Genomic DNA, 20,365 nt, shown 5'->3' with positions numbered 1-20,365 from the left:
CCGACGACGCCCCGAGCGGATGCCGCGGCAGACGCGAACGACCCCCTGCCGCGCACGGAGGGGGTCGTCGGCGCGCTCGGCCGAACGCACGCGGTCACCCGATCGGACGACGGAACGCCTTCGCCGCGATGACCATGGCGGCGGCCACGAGCACGACGTCCTTCAGGATGTACTGCGCCGTCAGCGTCGGCCCGCCCGCGGTGAAGAGTTCGCCGCCGAAGAAGACGAGCGGTGAGAACACGCCGACGAAGGTCACGGCGAGGGCCAGCAGACCGATGCGGAGCAGCACGCCCGTCACGAGCGCGACGCCGACGAAGACCTCGAGCGTCGCGGTGAGCACGAGGGCCGCGTAACCGTCGACGATGCCGAAGGTCAATGCGTGCCACGTACGGTCGACGAGGTCCTCGACGGGGCTCGCACCCGGGAAGAACTTCACGACGCCGAAGACGAGGAAGACGAGGCCGACCGCGACGCGAAGAGTCGGCTCGCCGGCACGGGCGAAGAATCGCTGGGCGACAGCCTGCGCCGCGTTCGCGCGATCGAGGATCGAGTCATGGCCGGCGGCAGTCGAGACGCGGCCGCCGCCGAAGGTGGTGCTGGACATGGTGCTCCTTCCGAGAGCAATGTGGGAGATGCCGGCGGAATCGGCGGCACACTCATCACATCGCCGCCGGCCGCCGCCGTCGTCGGGAGTGCCGCTGAACCGCGTTCGGTGGCTCCACCGAACGCGCTCTCAGGGTCATGCCCGCCGAACCCCCCGAGTGCGGGTCACGGAGCCCGGTCCTCACGTGCTGCAATGGTCCATGTTCGATGTCATGATCGCGGTGATGCCGTTCCACGGCCATGTGGCGCCGCTGGCGGCCGTCGCCGAGGCCTTCCTGGCGGCCGGGCACGGTGTTCGCGTCTACACGGGCGCAGCGCACGCGGCTCGCTTCGAGGAGCTCGGGGCAGCCGTCATCCGCTGGCAGGAGGCACCCGACTTCGACGAGCACGACCTGCCCGCCACCTTTCCCGCGCTGCGGGGCAGGAAGGGCCCACGGCAGATGCTCGCGAACGTCGAGCAGCTCTTCGTGCGAACCGGCGCCGACCAGGCGGCCGATCTCACGCGCGCCTACGCCGAGCGACCCTGGGACGTCATCGTCGCCGACGGGCTGAGCATCGGTGCGCATTTCGCGTCCGAGCTGACCGCCACACCGTGGGTGACGGTCAGCATCGTGCCCTTGACCATCCCGAGCCGTGACCTGCCTCCGCCGATACTCGGGCTCCAGCCGGGCAAGGGGATCGCAGGACGGCTCCGCGACCGCGCACTTCGGGGAGTGACACGCATGGCGGCCCGCGGGATCCAGCGTGCGTACGCCGAGGAGCGCACGCGGGCCGGCCTGCCGCCCGACGACCTCGCATTGGAACAGGCCTTCATGTCGCCCCGACTCGTCTGCGCTTCGGGCGTCGCCGAGCTCGAGTATCCGCGCTCGGACCTCGCGACGCAGGTCGTGTTCGTCGGCGAGCTCACCCGGCCGCGCGCGAGCGATGCCGCGCTCCCGTCGTGGTGGCACGACGTCGAGTCGTGCACCGACCCGGTCCTGCACGTCACCCAGGGCACGCTGAACGTCGATCCCCACGACCTCATCGAGCCGTCGTTCGCGGCCCTCGGGCGGCAGCCGGTGCTGCTCATCGCGTCGACCGGGCGAGCGGATGTCGCGGAGCTGCCGTTCCCCGCGCCGCCGAACGCCCGCGTGGCGGGGTTCGTGCCGTACGACGCGTTGCTGCCGCGTCTCGACGCCATGATCACGAACGGCGGCTGGGGCGGGGTGCTCGCCGCGCTCGCTCACGGCATTCCGCTCATCGTCGCGGGCGGCGACCTCGACAAGCCCGAGATCGCCGCTCGCGTGGCGTGGTCCGGTGCCGGTGTGAACCTTCGCACCGGGCGTCCGCGTCCACGCGCGATCCTCGCCGCCTGGCGGCGGATCACCGCCGACGGATCGTACCGGGCGAATGCGCAGCGTCTTGCGAGATCGCTGTCGGCCCACGACGGACCACGCGAGGTGGTCGAGCACACGATGGCGTTGCTCACCCGCCGGTGAGCGGTCGCGGCAGGCGCGGAACGCCGGCGTCAGGCCTTCGAGTGCGAGATGGCCGCGAGCAGGCCGTTGACGAACCCGGCCGAGTCGTCGGTCGAGAGCACCGTGGCGGCCTCGACGGCCTCTGAGATCGCGACCGGGTCGGGCACGGCGTCGTTGTGGATGATCTCCCACACGCCGATGCGCAGAATGGCGCGGTCGACCGCGGGCATGCGCTCGAGGGTCCAGCCATGTGAGTGCGTCTCGATGAGCTCGTCGATCTCGGCACGGTGGTCGACGATGCCGTCGACGATCTCGCGGGCGTAGAGCCAGGATGCCGCGCGCTCGGGTTCGCTCACCGCCTTCTCGGCCTCGACGACGAGCATCTGCTCGACGGGAACCTGACGCATGTCGGCCGAGTACAGCAGGTCGAGCGCGCGCTTGCGCGCCTTGGTACGAGCGCTCACTAGTCGTTCACGCGGCCGAGGTAGTCGCCCGTGCGGGTGTCGACCTTGACCTTCGTGCCGGTCTCGAGGAAGAGCGGCACCTGGATCTCGTAGCCGGTCTCGACGGTCGCGGGCTTCGTGCCGCCGGTCGAGCGGTCGCCCTGCAGGCCCGGCTCGGTGTAGGTGATCTCGAGCACGACCGAGGCGGGCAGCTCGACGTAGAGCGGGTTGCCGTTGTTCAGCGCGACCGTCACCGACTGGTTCTCGAGCATGAAGTTGGCCGCGTCGCCGACGACGGTGCCGGGCACCGTGAGCTGGTCGTAGTCGGTCTGGTCCATGAAGACGAAGCCGTCGCCGTCGCGGTACAGGTAGGTGAAGTCGCGGCGGTCGACGTTCTCGATCTCGATCTTCGCGCCCGCGTTGTAGGTGCGGTCGACGGTCTTGCCCGACACGACGTTCTTCAGCTTGGTGCGCACGAACGCACCGCCCTTGCCGGGCTTGACGTGCTGGAACTCGATGACGCTCCAGAGCTGACCGTCGATGGAGAGGACGACGCCGTTCTTGATGTCAGCGGTGCTTGCCATGCGTGTGTGTTCCGTTCAGTCGCGAAGAGGCTCGGCCCGAATCGGCCGCAGAAGTTCAGTCGGTCGAGTTTAGTCGCTCGGTCGAGACTGTGCCAATGCGAGTGGATGCCGCGTGCTCGCGCCGGCCGCGATGCCCTAGCCTGTCGTCGTGATCGACCACCCGCGCCCCGGCACACGCCCGACCGTCTCGACCGTCGGCCCGCAACGCCAGCTCGACCAACGGGCGACGCCCGAACTGTGGGGTCGCCTCGTGGCGAGCGTGTTCGCTCTCGACGGGGTGGTGGAGGGGCACAGCCAGGTCTCGCCGAAGTCGTCGCGAGCCGTGTTCCTCGAGGGTCTCGAGGCGGCGCGCGCGGCCGAGACTTCGCTCTTCCCCGACGGGGCCGAAGTCGAGGTCGTCGTGTCGATCGTCGAGGAGAGCCTCGCGTTCGCCCGCGGCGCCTGAGGTGCAGCGGGCCGAGTCAGCCGTCGGCGCGGCCCGTGACGACGTCGAGGAGCAGCCGCACCGCGGTCTCGTAGCCCGCGACGCCCTCGCCGACGACGTGCACGACCGCGACGTCCGCGACGTAGGAGTGGTGGCGGAACGACTCGCGCTGCGCGACGTCTGAGATGTGCACCTCGGCGACGGGCAGGCCGACGCCCGCGAGGGCGTCGCGGAGCACGACCGAGGTGTGCGTCAGCCCGCCGGGATTGATGACGATGCCGGCGCAGTCGAGGCGCGCAGCATGGATCGCATCAAGCAGCACGCCCTCGTGGTTCGACTGCACGGCGCGCACCTCGAAGCCGCGTGCGGACGCGGCATCCGTCACCAAGCGCTCGACGTCGTCGAGCGTCTGCGAGCCGTAGATCTCGGGTTCGCGCGTGCCGAGCAGGTTGAGGTTCGGTCCGTTGACGAGCAGCAGGCGGCGCTCGGTCACGAGGCGATCTCCTGGTAGGCCGCGAAGAGCAGCGACGGGTCGGGCGCGAGCATGACCGTGGGCTTCGCGAGGTCGTCGAGCACGATGAAGCGGAGCTGCCCGGCCCGCGCCTTCTTGTCGCGCTGCATCGTCGCGAGCAGCGTGTTCCACCTGCCCGCGGGGTAGGACGTCGGCAGGCTCAGCAGGTCGAGCACGCGCTTGTGCCGGTCGGCGACCTCGTCGGAGAGGCGGCCCGAGAGCCGGCCGAGCTCGGCCGCGAACGCCATGCCGACTGCGACCGCGGCGCCGTGGCGCCACTGGTAGCGCTCGGCGTGCTCGACCGCGTGGCCGAGCGTGTGGCCGTAGTTCAGGATCTCGCGGAGCCCCTGCTCGGTGAAGTCCTCTGAGACGACGTCGGCCTTCATCTGGATTGCGAGCTCGATCACACGACGGAACTGCGGGGTCGACGGGTCGGTCGCGACCTCGGGGTCGGCCTCGATGATGTCGAGGATCTCGGGGTAGCGGATGAAGCCCGCCTTCACGATCTCGGCGAAGCCCGCGAGGATCTCGTTCTTCGGCAGCGTCTCGAACACGTCGAGGTCGCAGATCACGGCGGCGGGCGCGTGGAACGCGCCCACGAGGTTCTTGCCCTCGTTGGTGTTGATGCCGGTCTTGCCGCCGACGGCCGCGTCGACCATGCCGAGCACCGTCGTCGGCACCTGCACGACCTTCACGCCGCGAAGCCAGGTCGCGGCGACGAAGCCCGCGAGGTCGGTGACGGCTCCCCCGCCGAAGCCGACGATCGCATCGCTGCGCGCGAAGTCGGCCTGCCCGAGCACCTGCCAGCAGAACGCGGCGACCTCGATGCGCTTGCCGGCCTCGGCGTCGGGCACCTCGGCGAGCAGCACCTGGTAGCGGCCCTCGAGCGCCTCGCGCAGTTCGGCGGCCCGGGCGCCGAGCGTCGCGGGGTGCACGATGAGCACCTTGGTCGCCTCGGAGCCGATCGCATCGCCGAGCTCGGCGAGCACCCCGCGACCCACGATGACGTCGTAGCCCGATTCGCCGCCGACGCGGATGCTCGTGCGGGTCTCGTCTGCCGTCATCGTGTTCCTCCGAAGTGCCCGGTGATGTCGTCGACGATCCGCACGACCGAGCGGCGCGAGGTGTCGATGCTGAAGTCGGCGACCGACTCGTAGAGGGGCGTGCGCGCCTCGAGGATGGCACTCCATCGTTCGAGCCCGCCGCCCTCGAGCAGCGGACGGTTGCCGCCCGCCAGTCGCGAGGCGACGGCCGACGCCGACACCTGCAGCCAGACGACCGGCAGGCCCGCGAGGTCGTCGCGCGTGTCGTCGTGCAGCACGGCGCCGCCGCCGAGCGAGATCACGGCCTCTTCGCGCAGGGCCTCGTCGACGATCTCGCGCTCGACGATGCGGAAGTACTCTTCGCCCTCGCGGTCGAAGATCTGATCGATCGGGCCGTAGCGTTCGACGATGCGCAGGTCGGTGTCGACGAACGGCGCGCCGACGGCGGCCGCGAGTCGCTGCCCGACCCGCGACTTGCCCGCGCCCATCGGGCCGACGAGCACGATCGGCAGGGCCAGTCGCGGGGTGTCGGGCACGACGGGCGGGCTGTCAGACACGATCCGCCGCAGCCTCCGCGACGCCCACCGACGCTCCTGCCGTGCGGAGCGTGTCGGGGATCGCCGCGAGGTAGGACTCGAGGTTGCGCTTGGTCTCGCCGACCGAGTCGCCGCCGAACTTCTCGAGCACGGCGTTCGCGAGGGTGAGGGCCACCATCGCCTCGGCCACGACGCCCGCGGCGGGCACGGCGACGACGTCGGATCGCTGGTGGTGCGCCGCCGCAGCCTCGCCGGTGGCCACATCGACCGTCGGCAGGGCGTGCGGCACGGTCGCGATGGGCTTCATACCGGCGCGCACGCGCAGCACGGTGCCCGTGGACATGCCGCCCTCGGTGCCGCCCGCGCGGTCGCTCGTGCGCGCGATGAGGTCGCCCTCGATGTGCAGTTCGTCGTGCGCGGCCGAGCCTCGGCGCCGGGTCGTCTCGAAGCCGTCGCCGACCTCGACGCCCTTGATCGCCTGGATGCCCATGAGCGCCGCGGCGAGCTGGGAGTCGAGACGGCGATCCCAGTGCACGTGCGAACCGAGGCCGGGCGGCACGCCGTAGGCGAGCACCTCGACGACGCCGCCGAGCGTGTCGCCCTCTTTGTGCGCGAGGTCGACTTCGGCGACCATGGCAGCGGATGTCGCGGGGTCGAAGCAGCGCAGCGGGTCGGCGTCGAGCAGCTCGACGTCGTCGGGCGTCGGCAGCGGGCGACCATCGGGCACGCGGACGGTGCCGATGGCGAGCGTGTGGGCGACGAGCCGGATGCCGAGCTCGGCGAGGAACGAACGTGCGATCGCGCCGAGCGCGACGCGGGCAGCCGTCTCACGAGCGCTCGCGCGCTCGAGCACGGGGCGGGCCTCGTCGAAACCGTACTTCTGCATGCCGACGAGGTCGGCGTGCCCGGGCCGCGGCCGGGTGAGCGCGGCGCCGCGCCCGCGGCCGAGCTTCGCGGGGTCGATGGGCTCGGGGCTCATCACCTCTTGCCACTTCGGCCACTCGGTGTTGCCGATGCGCAGCGCGACCGGGCTGCCGAGGCTCAAGCCGTGGCGCACACCGCCCGAGATCGCGAGTTCGTCTTGCTCGAACTTCATGCGCGCACCCCGGCCGTAGCCGAGTTTGCGGCGCGCGAGGTCGGCGCGAATATCGTCGAGCGAAACGGGGATACCGGCGGGAAGACCCTCGAGGATCGCGACGAGCTCAGGGCCGTGCGACTCTCCGGCAGTGAGCCAACGGAGCATGCTCCCATCCTTCCACAGGCTCAGGCGACGGCTGCGCGCATGACGCCGAGCACGGCGTCCTCGTCGTCGAGCGGCGCCTGCGGGTCGCCGTTCACGAACACGCGCACCTGCAGCAGCGCCTGGTGCAGTAGCATCCCGAGCCCGTGCACGACCGTGCCGCCGCCCGCGATCCAGCCGGCCGCGAGCGGTGTCGGCCACGGATCGTAGGCCACGTCGAGCAGCGCCGCCGTCGCGACCAGACCAGCGGATGCCTCGACGCCGAGGTCGGTGCCACCGGGAACGGTGCTCACCACGAGGTCGACACGATCGATCGTGGCGAGCTCGGCCGGCCCGCCCTCGTCGACCTGCACCCCGAGCCGCGACCCGAGTTCGACGAGCACGGCGGCGGCGCCCGGCCGCCGCACGAGCACCCGCACGGCGCGCGCACCGAGTTGCGACATCGCGACGAGCGCCGAGGCGGCTGTCGCCCCGCCGCCGACGAGCACGCCGCGCGGCACCTCGAGCACGCCGGCCTCGCGAAGCGTGCGTACGATGCCGCCGACATCGGTGTTGAAGCCGCGCCGAGCACCGTCGTCATCGAACAGCACGGTGTTCGCAGCGCCCGTGATCGCGGCGACCTCGTCGACCCCGTCGAGCAGCGGCAGCACCTCGTGCTTGAGCGGCATCGTGAGGGAGAGCCCGCGCCACGAGGCATCCAACCCGCCGATGAATTCGCCGAGCCGTCGGCCGTCCATCTCGACGGCCGAGTACCGCCATGGCAGGCCGAGCCGGTCGTAGGCCGCGCGGTGCAGCGCCGGGCTCTTCGAGTGCGAGATCGGCGAGCCGAGCACGGCGAGTCGTCGCGTCTCACTCACAGTACGAGGCGTTCTCTTCCAGCGCGCACCACTCCTGCAGTCGCGCCACCGCGGCCTCGTGCTCTTCGACGGTCGACGAGAAGACCGTCTCACCGGTCGCGAGGTTCACCGGCACGAAGAACAGCCAGGGGCCGTCGGCGGGGTGGACGGCCGCGTTGATCGCGACATCGCCGGGGTTGCCGATCGGGCCCACCGGCAGCCCCGGGTTCGCGTAGGTGTTGTAGAGGTTCGACGCGTCGGCGCGCTCGGCGTCGGTCGTCCACACCGTATGGGTGTTGCCGGTGCCGTAGGCCACCGTGGCATCGGACTCGAGGTTGATGCCCTGGTCGAGCCGGTTCTGGAACACGCGGGCGACCTTCGGGAAATCATCGAGGTTCGACCCCGCCTCGCGCTGCACGATCGAGGCGAGCACGATCGTGCGCCAGCGCTGGTCGGCCGCGACGCCGGCCGCGTCGAGGGCCTCGAACTGCCGATCGACGAGGGTCTGCAGCACGGCGTGCGCATCGAGCCCCGGCTCGACGGTGTACTTGGCAGGGAAGAGGAAGCCCTCGAGTGTCGTCGCCTCGGCCGGGAGCCCGTAGCTCGCCGGCGGTTCGGCCGCGGCGGCCTGCAGACTCTCGAGGGTCACATCGGTGCCCTCGGAGATCGTGACGAGCACGTCGGCCAGCGCCGTGCCCTCGGGGATCACGAAGGTGTTCTCGAGCTTGTTCGCCGGGTCTTGCAGGGCATCGAGCGCGGCCTGCGCGCTCATCTTCTCGGCCAACTGATACGCGCCGGGGTGGAACTCGGGCTCAGGACTCTGCTCGAGCAGGAGGTCGTAGAAGGCGTCGTACGACGCCGTGACACCCTCGTCGACGAGGTTCGTCGCGATGTCGGAGCCGGTCTCGCCGTCGTGGATCATGAAGACGAGTTCACCCGTGCCGGTGCCCTCGAAGTCGGCCGCCGGTGCGAACCGCTCGATGACGGCGTTGATCGGCCCCTGCAGGAAGAAGAACGCCACGGCACCGAGCGCGACCACGATGAGCACGGCGACGAGGCATCCCCACGCCCCGCGCCGCTTCGGCTTCTCGGGCTCGTACGGGTCGGTGTTGACCGCGCGACGCTCGGCACGCGAGGGCCGGGCGGTCTCGGGCTCGACCGGTTGCGCCGGCTCGGCGACGATCGATTCGAACAGCTGCGCGGTGGAGTTCGGTCGTGCAGAACTGTCGTCGGGCTCGGGTGCGACCTGAGCCGCCGCTTCCGCCGCCGCAGCGTGGGCCGCTGCGGCTTCGGCCGCTGCGGCCTGGCGCTGCTCGGCCTCCCTCGCCTCCCGGCGGGTCATCGGGCGCCCCTCGGGTGCCGGCTGCGGCGCGGCCGGCGAGTCGCTCGGTGCCTGCGCGACGGGCAGCAGCCGGGCCGCGGCATCCGCGGTTCCGGGTGCCGCGCCGGGCGCCGATCTGGGCGCCCGCACCGGAGCGGTGCCGGCCAGCATCGCGTGCCAATCGGAGGCCGACAGCTCGGCGTCGTCGCGGTCAGGTGACAGGTGGGTCACAGGGGGGATGGCCCTTCGGGGATCTCGATCGTGCGCCCGGGCGGGCGTTTGAAGTCCCGTTCGGCGTCGATGGCGTGTTGCAAAATGATAACGGCTGCAACTTGATCCACGATGGGACGTTGCTTGCGCGTCGACTTTCCGGTCGCGCGAAGCGCCTGTTGGGCGCTCACGGTCGAGAGTCGTTCATCGACGAGGCGCACCGGGATCCCCGTGCCCGCCAGTCGCTCAGCGAACGCTACCGCATCGTCGGTCGACGGCGTCGAGGCGCCCGAGAGCGACAACGGATTGCCCACCACGATCTCGATCACCTCGTACTCGCGCGCGAGGTCGAGGATGCGCGCGACGTCGGCGTCGTCGTCGTCGGCGCGCGCCACCGTCTCGATCGGCGTCGCGATCAGGCCGCCTGGGTCGCAGCGTGCGACGCCGATGCGGGCTCGTCCGACGTCGACCCCGAGCCTCGCCCCGGTTCGCACGGCGACTACCCGCGGAGCGCCGAGCGCACCGCGTCGAGCGCCGCCGGGATCGCCGCGAGGTCGCTGCCGCCGCCCTGCGCGAGGTCGGGCTTGCCGCCGCCGCCGCCGCCGAGCACGCCGGCCATCGTCTTGGCGAGGGCACCCGCGTTCGCGCCCGCGTCGCGGGCCGCCGATGAGGTGGCGACGATCGCGACCGGCTTGCCGCCGACCTCGGCCGCCAGAGCGACGACGGATGCCGCGTCGCCGAGCTGCGATCGCACCGAGAGCGCGAGCGCGCGCAACTCGTCGCCGGCGCCGAGAGAACCGACCGATTCAGCGACGAGCAGCACGTCTCCCGTGCGCACGGCCTTGGCCGCAAGCGCAGGCACGCGGTCGTTGAGCGCTCGAGCCTCGAACTGCTGGATGCGCTTCTCGGCGGCCTTCAGGCTCGTGACGAGCTCGCCGATACGGTCGACGAGCTGCTCGGGCCGGGTCTTCAACGTCGACGTCAGCTCGGAGACGAGCGCCCGCTCCGACGCGAAACGACGGAAGGCGTCGAGACCGACGAGCGACTCGACGCGCCGGTTGGACGCGCCGACCGAGGACTCCCCCACGATGTTGATCATGCCGACCTCGGCACTCGTCGACACATGCGTGCCCGCGCAGAGCTCGCGCGACCAGGGGCCGCCGATGTCGACGACGCGCACGACGTCGCCGTACTTCTCGCCGAAGAGGGCCATGGCGCCGAGCGACTTCGCCTCGTCGAGCGGCATCTCACGCGTGACGACCTCGAGGTTGTCTCGGATCGCGGCGTTCGAGATCTCTTCGATCTCGCTGCGGGTCTCTGTCGAGAGGGCCGAGTTCCAGCCGTAGTCGAGACGCAGATAGCCCGCCTTGTTGAACGAGCCCGACTGGTGGGCGTTGGGGCCGAGCACTTGGCGCAGCGCCGCGTGCACGAGGTGCGTGCCGGAATGCGCCTGCGTCGCGCCACGACGGTACTGCTCGTCGACGAGCGTCGTCGCCGGCGCGCCGACGCCGACCTCGCCCGAGGTCACCTTCACGGTGTGGCTGATGAGGCCCTTGATGGGCTTCTGCACGTCGAGCACCTCGAGCTCGAAGCCGTCGCCGACGATGCGACCCTGATCGGGCGCCTGACCGCCCGACTCGGCGTAGAGCGACGTCTCGGCGAGGATCACCTCGGCGGTCTGACCCGCGGTCGCGAACGGCACGGGGCGACCGTCGACGAGCAGGCCGAGCACGGTCGACGCCGTCGACAGCTCGGTATAGCCCGTGAAGATCGTCTCGCCCTTCGCGCGGAACTCCGCGTACACCGAGAGATCGGCGAGCACCTTCTTCTTCGACTTCGCATCGGCCTTCGCGCGCGAGCGCTGCTCGGTCATGAGCGTGTCGAACGCGGCCCGGTCGACGGCGAGACCCGCCTCGTCGGCCATCTCGAGCGTGAGCTCGATCGGGAAGCCGTAGGTGTCGTGCAGGAGGAACGCGGTGTCGCCGGCGAGCTGCTCACGGCCGGACTGCTTCGTCTTCGAGACGGCGAGGTCGAGGATCGACGTGCCCGCGGTGAGCGTGCGGAGGAAGGTCTCCTCCTCGCCGAGCGCGAGCTGCTCGATGTGCGCGTAGTCGTGGGCGACCTCGGGGTAGGCGGCCTTCATCGCGTCGCGCGACGCGGCGAAGAGCTCGCGGAACGTCGGACCCTCGACGCCGAGCAGGCGCATGGCGCGGATGCTGCGGCGCAGGAGCCTGCGCAGGATGTAGCCGCGCCCCTCGTTCGACGGGCTCACCCCGTCGCTCATGAGCATGAGCGCCGAGCGCACGTGGTCGGCGATGACGCGCATGCGCACGTCGTCGTCGTGGTCGGCGCCGTAGCGGCGCCCCGAGAGCTCGGCTGCGCGGTCGAGCACCGGGCGCACCTGGTCGATCTCGTACATGTTGTCGACGCCCTGCTTGATGAAGGCGACGCGCTCGAGCCCCATGCCGGTGTCGATGTTCTTCTTCGGCAGCTCTCGCACGATGCGGAAGTCGGTCTTCGACGTCACGTCATCGATGAGGTACTGCATGAACACGAGGTTCCAGATCTCGACGTACCGGTCGTCGTCGGTGGCGGGGCCGCCGTCGATGCCGTACTCGGGGCCGCGATCGAAGAAGATCTCGGAGCACGGGCCGGCCGGGCCCGGCTGGCCGGTGTGCCAGTAGTTCGGGCCCTTGCCCAAGCCTTGGATCCGCTCGTCTGGGATCCCCGCGACGCGCTTCCAGATCTCGCGCGCCTCGTCGTCCTCTTCGTAGACCGTCACCCACAGGTCGTTCGGGTCGAACCCGTACCCGCCGTCGGCCTCGGGCGTCGTCAGCAGCTCCCACGCCATCGAGATGGCGCCCTCCTTGAAGTAGTCGCCGAACGAGAAGTTGCCGCTCATCTGGAAGAAGGTGCCGTGCCGCGGGGTCTTGCCGACCTCTTCGATGTCGTTCGTGCGGATGCACTTCTGCACGCTCGTCGCGCGCGGGTACGGCGCGGGCACGAGACCCGTCAGGTACGGCACGAACGGCACCATGCCGGCGACCGTGAACAGCAGCGTGGGGTCGTCGGAGACGAGTGACGCCGAGGGCACGACGGTGTGTCCGCGCTCGGCGAAGAAGTCCAGCCAACGCTGGCGGATGTCGGCAGTCTGCATGGTTCCGTTCTCGGTCGTGCCCGGGGCATCCGGGCCAAACAACGTATGGGGCGTCGGAGTATCGGCGCGTTGGTCGTCAGAGCGACGCGGGCGTCTCGCCCTGCTCGGCGCGCAATTCGGCGTCACGGGCGTGGTAGCCCTCGGCGATCGCGTGACCGAAGGCGCGGGCCTTCGCATCCACCGCAGAGAAGAAGTCTCGACCCTGCTTGGTCTGGTTGACCTGGTGGGCGACCGCGAATCCGGCCGCGACGCCGACGGTGAACCACAGAATGCTCTTCACGAGGTGCTCCTGCTCCCTGATCGATGTGTCGCCTTGCGGTGCGCTCGGCACGCCGGGATCCAGTCTAGTGGCCGCACCGAGGCACTCGCCGGGTACGCGACAGGGGCCGCGGGAAACCCCGCGACCCCTGTCTCAGCTGCTGTGCGTCAGCGAGCGGCGTAGTACTCGACGACCAGCTGCACGTCACAGGTCACGGGGACCTCGGCGCGCTTCGGGCGACGGGCGAGCTTCACCTGGAGCTTGTCGAGCTCGACCTCGAGGTACGCGGGGAGCTTGGGCAGCACGTCGACGTGACCGCCGGCAGCGGCGACCTGGAACGGCTCGGTGCCCTCGCTGCGTGCCTTGACGTGCACGAGCTGGCCCGGCTTCACACGGAACGAGGGGCGGTCGACGAGCTGGCCGTCGACGAGGATGTGGCGGTGCACGACGAACTGGCGAGCCTGCGAGATGGTGCGGGCGAAGCCGGCACGCAGCACGATGGCGTCGAGACGCATCTCGAGCAGCTCGACCAGGTTCTCACCGGTCAGGCCCTCGGTGCGGCGAGCCTCGTTGAAGGCGATGCGCAGCTGCTTCTCGCGGATACCGTACTGGGCGCGCAGGCGCTGCTTCTCGCGCAGACGAACGGCGTAGTCGCTGTCCTGCTTGCGCTTGGTGCGGCCGTGCTCACCGGGAGCGTACGGGCGCTTCTCCATGTAGCGGGCGGCCTTCGGGGTGAGGGCGACGCCGAGCGCACGGGAGAGGCGGGTCTTGCTGCGTGACTGGTTCGACACGAATGTCCTTTCGGAAGAATCTCAAGTGAAATCGCGGCGCGATCGTGCGCCGGGAATCTGTGTCAGAGGGATTCGCCAAGGGTGGATCGGCTACAGATCGCACCCGTTCGCCGGTGATTCTCTCGCAGCCGCGCTCGAGAATCAGGCTTCAGGCCAAGGGACATGTTATCACGCGACGCCCGTGCCTCGCGTTCAGCGCTCGCCCCGCACGATCCGGCGCAACTTGGCGAGCCGGGCCGAGACCTCGCGCTCGTTGCCGTGCTCGGTCGGCTCGTAGTAGACGGCCCCGCGCAGCGAGTCGGGCAGGTACTCTTGCGCGACCACGCCGATGTCGTCGTCGTGCGGATACTTGTAGCCCTTGCCGTGGCCGAGTCGTTTCGCGCCCGGGTAGTGCGCGTCGCGCAAGTGCTTGGGCACCCGGCCGGCCTTGCCGCCGCGCACGTCGGCGATGGCACGGTCGATGCCGACGTACGCCGCGTTCGACTTCGGCGCGGTCGCGAGGTGCACGACCGCCTGCGCGAGCGGGATGCGCCCCTCGGGCATGCCGATGAACGCCACGGCGTCGGCCGCCGCGACCGCCACCCCGAGGGCGCTCGGGTCGGCGAGGCCGATGTCTTCCGACGCGAGCACGATGATGCGCCGCGCGATGAACCGCGGGTCTTCGCCGGCCTCGATCATGCGCGCGAGGTAGTGCAGCGAGGCGTCGACGTCGCTGCCGCGCACCGACTTGATGAACGCGCTGATCACGTCGTAGTGCTCGTCGCCGTTGCGGTCGTAGCGCAGCAGCGCGCGATCGACGGCCCGCGCCACGATGTCGGTCGTGATCATCGGCAGAGCGGATGCCGCGGCATCCGCTTCACCGGCTGGTTCTGCTTCGTCGTCAGGTGCCGTCTCGTCGTCGGACACCGTCTCGTCGCCGTCGTCGCTCGGTGCGGGCGCCTCTGCGGCCGGCACCGATTGCGCGGCGGCCACCGCCGCCGCCTCGAGCGCCGTCAGCGCACGCCGCGCGTCGCCGGAGGCGAGCCGGATGATCGCCGCCCGCGCCGCAGGGTCGAGCGACACCCGGCCCGCGAGACCGCGCGGATCGGCGACCGCCCGGTCGACGAGCACGCCGAGGTCGTCGTCGGTGAGGAGTTCGAGGGTGAGCAGGAGCGAGCGCGACAGCAGCGGCGAGATCACCGAGAACGAGGGGTTCTCGGTCGTCGCGGCGACGAGGATCACCCAGCCGTTCTCGACGCCGGGCAGCAACGCGTCTTGCTGCGCCTTCGTGAAGCGGTGGATCTCGTCGAGGAAGAGCACGGTCGAGAGCCCGTAGAGGTCGCGGCTCGCGCGCGCCTCGTCCATGACCTGGCGCACGTCGCGCACACCGGCGGTCACGGCGGAGAGCTCGACGAACTTGCGACCCGAGGAACGGGCGATGGCCTGGGCGAGCGTCGTCTTGCCGGTGCCGGGCGGGCCCCAGAGGATGACGGAGACCGAGCCGGACTCGCCGGTGCGGTCGCCCGCGAGTGCGACGAGCGGCGAACCCGGCGTCAACAGGTGCCGCTGACCGGCCACCTCGTCGAGGCTCGTCGGGCGCATGCGCACCGCGAGCGGGGTCGCGCCTGAACGCAGCCCCGGGCCGGAATCCACCATGCGCACCAGCGTAGCCGCGACATCCGACACCACCGCCGCCTGCCGGACCCCGCGTCGCCGACGCGGATCGCCGCCGCCGATCGGTGCCGCGAATCGGTGCGGCGATTGGTCTGCGACCCCGCGCTTGCGTAGAGTCGGCACGCAGGAGTCCCGAGAAGGAGCATGCGTGGCATCGAACGACCGACAGGCGCGTGAAGAACGAGCACGCCTGCGCACCTACCAGGCCCGCCAAGAAGTGCACGCCCGCAAGCGGCGCCGGCGCAGTCGCGACAACGTCATCGCCGTGCTCGGCCTCGTCGTCGTGCTCGCCCTCGCGACGGGCGCGCAGATCTTCTACTTCAGCGGAGGCCCGGGCGCAGAACCCGTTGCCACCGAGACTCCGGCCGCGACGCCGAGCCCCACCCCGGCCGAGGGCGAGAACCAGGGTGACGTGCCGTCGGCCGACATCGCCGAAGACCGCACGTGGACCGGCACCCTCACGCTCAATGACATCCCCCTCGGCGTCGAGCTCGACGGCGCCGCCGCACCGCAGGCCGTCTCGAGCGAGATCAGTCTGATCCAGCAGGGCTTCTACACGGGCACGAGCTGCCACCGCCTCACGACCGAGGGCATCTGGGTGCTGCAGTGCGGCGACCCGAGCGGCGACGGCACCGGCGGCCCGGGCTACACCTACGGCCCGGTCGAGAACGCCCCCGCCGACGGCGTCTACCCCGCCGGCACGATCGCGATGGCCCGTGCCGCATCGCAGTACAGCCAGGGCAGCCAGTTCTTCATCGTCTACGAAGACACGACCCTGCCCGGCGACACCGGCGGCTACACCGTGATCGGAAAGGTGACGAGCGGTCTCGACGCGCTGCGCGCCGGGGTCATCGATGCCGGCACGAGCGACGGCGCGGGCGATGGCGCACCGGCCGTGCCGACCACGATCACGGCATTCACCGTCGAGTGAGTACCGGCGCGAGTGGGCGCCCGCACCGCCGGTTCGCGGTGCAATAGGCTTGATGCCGTCAACGTCGCCTTCGGGTGGCATCCGACATACGACAGGGTGAGGCCGTGACCGAATCAGAGCAGCAACCGTGGGGCCGCGTCGACGAGACGGGCACCGTCTTCGTACGCACGAGCGACGGCGAGCGAGAGGTCGGGCAGTACCCCGACGGCTCTGCTGAAGAGGCCCTCGCCTACTTCGAGCGCAAGTACGCCGACCTCGCAGGCCAGGTCGGCCTGCTCGAGCAGCGCGTGCGCCGCGGCGCCCCGGCAGCCGATGTCGCGAAGGCCGTCGCCACCCTGCAGTCCTCCGTCGCGAACGCGAACGCCGTCGGCGACCTCGAGTCGTTGGCCGCTCGTGTCGAAGCGCTGTCGGGCACGACGAAAGAGCTGACCGAGCAGCAGCAGGCCGAGACGAAGGCCGCCGTCGCCGAGGCCGTCGTCGAGCGCACTGCGATCGTCGAAGCGGCAGAGAAGCTCGCCGCAGGCGACCCTGCCAAGACGCAGTGGAAGCAGGCGACCGCCGAGCTCGACGAGCTCTTCGCGCGCTGGCAGCGCCACCAGCAAGACGGGCCCCGCCTGCCCAAGAGTGAGGCGAACGAGCTGTGGAAGCGGTTCCGTGCGGCACGCTCGACCATCGAGACGCACCGCAAGGCGTTCTTCGCCGAACTCGACGCCGCGCACCGCGACGTGCGCTCGCGCAAGCAGGCGCTCATCGAGCGGGCCGAGGCGCTCGCACCGCGCGGGGCCGACGCCGTCGGCGACTACCGCAACCTGCTCGACGAGTGGAAGCTCGCCGGCCGTGCCGGCAAGAAGCTCGACGACTCGCTGTGGGCGAAGTTCAAGGCCGCGGGCGACGTGCTCTTCAGCGCGAAGGCCGAGATCGACGCGCAAGAAGACGAGGGCTACCGCGCGAACCTCGACGAGAAGCTCGCGCTGCTCACCGAGGCCGAACCGCTGCTCAGCGAGCAGAACCCGAAGCAGGCGCGCGCCGAGCTCAACAAGATCCAGCGCAAATGGGACGAGATCGGCAAGGTGCCCCGCGATCAGGTGCGCGTCGTCGAAGACCGCCTGCGCAAGATCGAGAACCACGTGAAGTCGCTCGAGGAGGAGCGCTGGCAGCGCGAAGACCCCGAGAAGAAGGCCCGCTCCGAGGGCATGCTCGGGCAGCTGCACGACGCGATCGACAAGCTCGAAGCCGAGCTCGTCGCGGCCGAGGCTTCAGGCGATGCGAAGGCCGCGGCATCCGCTCGCGAAGCACTCGACGCACGCCGCGCCTGGCTGAAGGCCGTCGGCGGCTGACCTGAGACCTGCGATGCGCGTGGTCCTCCAGAGGACCACGCGCATCGAAGTTGTCCACAGATCATGGCCGCGCGCGTCACGAGCCGGTCGGATGCCGCAGCATGGCCTCATGGCCCGACTTCCGAGTGTGCTCGGCACCGCAGACCTCTCCCTCGCCGAGCTCTGCGCCGCTCGCATCGACGGTGAGCTCATGTCGATCGACGAGGCGTGGGCCCCGGTCGACGAACCCGACCTGCCGTCGTTGCGAGCGACGGCCCTCGCGATGCGGGCACCTCGCTTACTCGTCATCGAGCGTCACTCGGCGGCGTGGGTGCACGGCGCGATCCCCGCGCCGCCGCCGCTCGCGCAGTTCTGCGTCTCCCGCGCCGCACGCGTGGCGGCGTTCTCGGCCCCGCAGCTCGTCGTGCGCGAAGTGGTGATCGATGACGCCGACATCGTCGAGTATCCCGGCGCCCGCTGCACCTCGGTCGGGCGCACGGGATTCGACCTGCTGCGGGAGCCGCCCGCGCACGGAGCACCGCATGGCGCCGATCGCGACTCCGCCGATCGCGAAGCCGATCGCGACGCCGGGCTGCAGCGCATCGTGACCGCGCTCTGCTCCATGCATCCGGGCCTCGCCGCCGAGCTGCGCGTGCGATTCGCCGATGCGGTGCGCCTGCCGCATCGCGCCTTGGCGCTCGATCGTCTCAGCCGCGTCGAGCGAGCCCTCGCTGCCGACGAGCGAGGTTCAGGCCGGCAGCCGTGGTGCGGGCCCGCACCTCAGCCGTCGCTGACGCGGTAGACGTCGTACACGGCGTCGATGCGGCGCACGGCGTTGAGCACACGATCGAGGTGCGTCGTATCCCCCATCTCGAAGACGAAGCGGCTGAGCGCGAGCCGGTCGGTCGACGTCGAGACGTTGGCCGAGAGGATGTTGACGTGGTGCTCGGAGAGCACCCTCGTGACGTCGGAGAGCAGCCCCGCCCGGTCGAGCGCCTCGATCTGGATCTGCACGAGGAACACGCTCTTCGAACTCGGCGCCCACTCGACGTCGATCATGCGCTCGGGCTCTTGCATGAGGCTCTGCACGTTGTGGCAGCTCGCCTGATGCACCGAGACGCCCGCGCCACGCGTCACGAAGCCGACGATCTCGTCGCCGGGCACGGGGGTGCAGCAGCGGGCCAGCTTGACGAGGATGTCGGGCGCTCCGCGCACGAGCACACCCGAATCGGAATGCCTCGGAAGCGGCCGCGACCGCACCGGGATCGGAAGCTCGGGTTCGTCGCCCTCATCGACATCGCGAACGAGCGCGACGACCTTCTCGAGCACCGACTGGGTGGAGACATGGCCCTCGCCGACCGCGGCGTACAACGAGGAGACGTCGTCGTAGCGCAACTGTGCTGCGACCTCGGCGAACGACTCCTGGCTCATGAGCTTCTGCAGTGGCAGGTTCTGCTTGCGCATCGCCCGGGCGATCGAGTCGCGGCCCTGTTCGATCGCCTCGTCACGCCGCTCTTTCGTGAACCACTGCCGGATCTTGTTGCGCGCACGCGGGCTCTTGACGAAACCGAGCCAGTCTTTGCTCGGCCCCGAGTCGGGGTTCTTCGATGTGAACACCTCGACGACGTCGCCGCTCGAGAGTTCGCTCTCGAGGGGGACGAGTCGGCCGTTCACCTTCGCACCCATCGTGCGGTGGCCGACCTCGGTGTGCACGGCATACGCGAAGTCGACGGGAGTCGCGCCCGCCGGCAGGCCGATCACCCGACCCTTCGGCGTGAAGACGTAGACCTCTTTGGCACCGATCTCGAACCGCAGCGAATCGAGGAACTCCCCCGGGTCGGCGGTCTCGGCCTGCCAGTCGGAGATGTGGGCGAGCCACGCCATGTCGGTCTCGTTCTGACCGGACTTGTCGGCGGTGCGTCCGCCCGCCATGCGTTCCTTGTACTTCCAGTGCGCGGCGACACCGTACTCGGCGCGCTGGTGCATGTCGTGCGTGCGGATCTGGATCTCGACGGCGCGGCCCTTCGGCCCGATGACGGTCGTGTGCAGCGACTGATACAGGTTGAACTTCGGCGTCGCGATGTAGTCCTTGAAGCGGCCGGGCAGCGGGGTCCACCGGGCATGGATCGCGCCGAGCACCGCGTAGCAGTCGCGCACCGAGTTCACGAGCACCCGAATGCCGACGAGGTCGTAGATCTCATCGAAGTCGCGGCCGCGCACGATCATCTTCTGATAGATCGAGTAGTACTGCTTGGGGCGGCCCACCACCTTGCCGCGGATCTTCGCGGCCTTCAGGTCGTCGGTGATGAGGTCGATGACGTTCTGCACGAACTCTTCGCGCTGCGGCGTGCGCTGCTTGACGAGGCTCTCGATCTCGGCGTAGAGCTTCGGGTAGAGCACGGCGAACGAGAGGTCCTCGAGCTCCCACTTGATGGTCTGGATGCCGAGGCGATGCGCGAGCGGCGCATAGATCTCGAGCGTCTCGGTCGCCTTGCGAGAAGCGGATGCCGCGGGCACGAAGCCCCACGTGCGCGCATTGTGCAAGCGGTCGGCGAGTTTGATGATCAGCACCCGGATGTCCTTCGACATCGCGACGATCATCTTGCGAACGGTCTCGGCCTGCGTCGAGTCGCCGTACTTGACCTTGTCGAGCTTCGTGACGCCGTCGACGAGCATCGCGATCTCATCGCCGAAATCTGCGCGCACCTGATCGAGCGTGTATGCGGTGTCTTCGACGGTGTCGTGCAGCAGCGCCGCCGCGACCGTCTTCGACCCGATGCCGAGGTCGGCGAGGATCTGCGCGACGGCGATCGGGTGGGTGATGTACGGCTCGCCGCTCTTGCGCTTCTGTCCCTCGTGGGCGCGCTCAGCAACCGTGTACGCGCGTTCGATGAGCGTCAGGTCGGCCTTCGGGTGGTGCATCCGCACCGTTCGCATGAGCGTGTCGACCGCGCCCGACGGCTGCGCCTTCGAGAAGATGCGCGGAACCAGACGGCGCAGCGATGCCGTCGAGTTCGCACCCGTTTCGGTCATCGATCACCTCCGGAACT

Annotated in this window: 20 protein-coding genes; 5 read left to right on the top strand and 15 right to left on the bottom strand. The window is 70.2% G+C overall.

Annotation, left to right across the window (positions count from 1 at the left end):
* Positions 1-94: 94 nt before the first annotated feature.
* Positions 95-604 carry a DoxX family protein gene (locus tag ACWGST_RS01485; RefSeq protein ID WP_452044858.1) on the bottom strand — a complete coding sequence of 170 codons (510 nt, stop codon included), beginning with the start codon at positions 602-604 and terminating at the stop codon, positions 95-97.
* A 199-nt stretch (positions 605-803) separates the two neighbouring features.
* Here ACWGST_RS01485 and ACWGST_RS01480 point away from each other — a divergent pair, with 199 nt between their 5' ends.
* Positions 804-2,081: a glycosyltransferase gene (locus ACWGST_RS01480; protein ID WP_452044857.1), complete on the top strand. Its 1,278-nt coding sequence runs from the start codon at positions 804-806 to the stop codon at positions 2,079-2,081.
* A 29-nt stretch (positions 2,082-2,110) separates the two neighbouring features.
* Here the strand turns inward: ACWGST_RS01480 and nusB are convergent, their stop codons facing one another.
* Entirely contained in the window at positions 2,111-2,524 is a 414-nt protein-coding gene (gene nusB, locus ACWGST_RS01475) for a transcription antitermination factor NusB (RefSeq protein ID WP_452044856.1), read from the bottom strand.
* Positions 2,524-3,087, bottom strand: coding sequence for an elongation factor P (efp, locus tag ACWGST_RS01470; protein WP_452044855.1), 564 nt, complete (start codon positions 3,085-3,087; stop codon positions 2,524-2,526). The genes nusB and efp overlap by 1 nt, the downstream gene beginning before the upstream one ends.
* 148 nt (positions 3,088-3,235) lie before the next feature.
* Here efp and ACWGST_RS01465 point away from each other — a divergent pair, with 148 nt between their 5' ends.
* Positions 3,236-3,532 (top strand): hypothetical protein, encoded by a 297-nt coding sequence (locus tag ACWGST_RS01465; RefSeq protein ID WP_452044854.1) that lies wholly within the window; start codon positions 3,236-3,238, stop codon positions 3,530-3,532.
* Positions 3,533-3,548: 16 nt separating this feature from the next.
* On the opposite strand, the gene aroQ is transcribed toward ACWGST_RS01465, so the two are convergent.
* The 11 genes from aroQ to ACWGST_RS01410 form a co-directional block, all read right to left on the bottom strand.
* Complete coding sequence (gene aroQ / locus ACWGST_RS01460) at positions 3,549-4,004, bottom strand: type II 3-dehydroquinate dehydratase (RefSeq protein WP_452044853.1); 456 nt, start codon at positions 4,002-4,004, stop codon at positions 3,549-3,551.
* The gene (aroB, locus tag ACWGST_RS01455) at positions 4,001-5,086 is read right to left on the bottom strand and encodes a 3-dehydroquinate synthase (RefSeq protein ID WP_452044852.1); all 1,086 of its coding nucleotides are present in this window, start codon (positions 5,084-5,086) and stop codon (positions 4,001-4,003) included. The genes aroQ and aroB overlap by 4 nt, the downstream gene beginning before the upstream one ends.
* Positions 5,083-5,622, bottom strand: a complete 540-nt coding sequence (locus ACWGST_RS01450; protein WP_452044851.1) for a shikimate kinase — start codon at positions 5,620-5,622, stop codon at positions 5,083-5,085. The genes aroB and ACWGST_RS01450 overlap by 4 nt, the downstream gene beginning before the upstream one ends.
* Positions 5,615-6,844 (bottom strand): chorismate synthase, encoded by a 1,230-nt coding sequence (gene aroC, locus ACWGST_RS01445; RefSeq protein ID WP_452044850.1) that lies wholly within the window; start codon positions 6,842-6,844, stop codon positions 5,615-5,617. The genes ACWGST_RS01450 and aroC overlap by 8 nt, the downstream gene beginning before the upstream one ends.
* A gap of 20 nt (positions 6,845-6,864) precedes the next feature.
* On the bottom strand, positions 6,865-7,698 hold the full coding sequence (locus ACWGST_RS01440; RefSeq protein WP_452044849.1) for a shikimate dehydrogenase: 834 nt from the start codon (positions 7,696-7,698) through the stop codon (positions 6,865-6,867).
* Positions 7,691-9,229 carry an endolytic transglycosylase MltG gene (gene mltG / locus ACWGST_RS01435; protein ID WP_452044848.1) on the bottom strand — a complete coding sequence of 513 codons (1,539 nt, stop codon included), beginning with the start codon at positions 9,227-9,229 and terminating at the stop codon, positions 7,691-7,693. Before mltG ends, ACWGST_RS01440 begins: the two co-directional genes overlap by 8 nt.
* The gene (ruvX, locus tag ACWGST_RS01430) at positions 9,226-9,702 is read right to left on the bottom strand and encodes a Holliday junction resolvase RuvX (protein WP_452044847.1); all 477 of its coding nucleotides are present in this window, start codon (positions 9,700-9,702) and stop codon (positions 9,226-9,228) included. The genes mltG and ruvX overlap by 4 nt, the downstream gene beginning before the upstream one ends.
* Before the next feature lie 5 nt (positions 9,703-9,707).
* The gene (alaS, locus tag ACWGST_RS01425; RefSeq protein ID WP_452044846.1) at positions 9,708-12,365 is read right to left on the bottom strand and encodes an alanine--tRNA ligase; all 2,658 of its coding nucleotides are present in this window, start codon (positions 12,363-12,365) and stop codon (positions 9,708-9,710) included.
* A 76-nt stretch (positions 12,366-12,441) separates the two neighbouring features.
* Positions 12,442-12,645, bottom strand: coding sequence for a hypothetical protein (locus tag ACWGST_RS01420; RefSeq protein ID WP_452044845.1), 204 nt, complete (start codon positions 12,643-12,645; stop codon positions 12,442-12,444).
* Between the two features lie 146 nt (positions 12,646-12,791).
* Positions 12,792-13,415, bottom strand: a complete 624-nt coding sequence (gene rpsD / locus ACWGST_RS01415; RefSeq protein WP_452044844.1) for a 30S ribosomal protein S4 — start codon at positions 13,413-13,415, stop codon at positions 12,792-12,794.
* 192 nt (positions 13,416-13,607) lie between these two features.
* Positions 13,608-15,050 (bottom strand): replication-associated recombination protein A, encoded by a 1,443-nt coding sequence (locus ACWGST_RS01410; RefSeq protein ID WP_452044843.1) that lies wholly within the window; start codon positions 15,048-15,050, stop codon positions 13,608-13,610.
* 166 nt (positions 15,051-15,216) lie between these two features.
* On the opposite strand from ACWGST_RS01410, the gene ACWGST_RS01405 reads away from it, so the two are divergent.
* From ACWGST_RS01405 to ACWGST_RS01395, 3 genes are all read left to right on the top strand, one after another.
* Complete coding sequence (locus ACWGST_RS01405; protein WP_452044842.1) at positions 15,217-15,999, top strand: peptidylprolyl isomerase; 783 nt, start codon at positions 15,217-15,219, stop codon at positions 15,997-15,999.
* Positions 16,000-16,103: 104 nt separating this feature from the next.
* Positions 16,104-17,336, top strand: coding sequence for a DUF349 domain-containing protein (locus ACWGST_RS01400; protein ID WP_452044841.1), 1,233 nt, complete (start codon positions 16,104-16,106; stop codon positions 17,334-17,336).
* A gap of 109 nt (positions 17,337-17,445) precedes the next feature.
* Positions 17,446-18,117, top strand: coding sequence for a hypothetical protein (locus ACWGST_RS01395; RefSeq protein WP_452044840.1), 672 nt, complete (start codon positions 17,446-17,448; stop codon positions 18,115-18,117).
* On the opposite strand, the gene ACWGST_RS01390 is transcribed toward ACWGST_RS01395, so the two are convergent.
* A complete protein-coding gene (locus ACWGST_RS01390) occupies positions 18,096-20,348 on the bottom strand; it encodes a RelA/SpoT family protein (protein ID WP_452044839.1) in 2,253 nt (750 codons plus the stop codon). The genes ACWGST_RS01395 and ACWGST_RS01390 overlap by 22 nt on opposite strands.
* Positions 20,349-20,365 lie beyond the last annotated feature (17 nt).

The sequence above is a fragment of the Agromyces sp. NPDC055520 genome (genome assembly GCF_053619715.1).
This window is presented reverse-complemented; position numbering and strand designations above follow the sequence as displayed.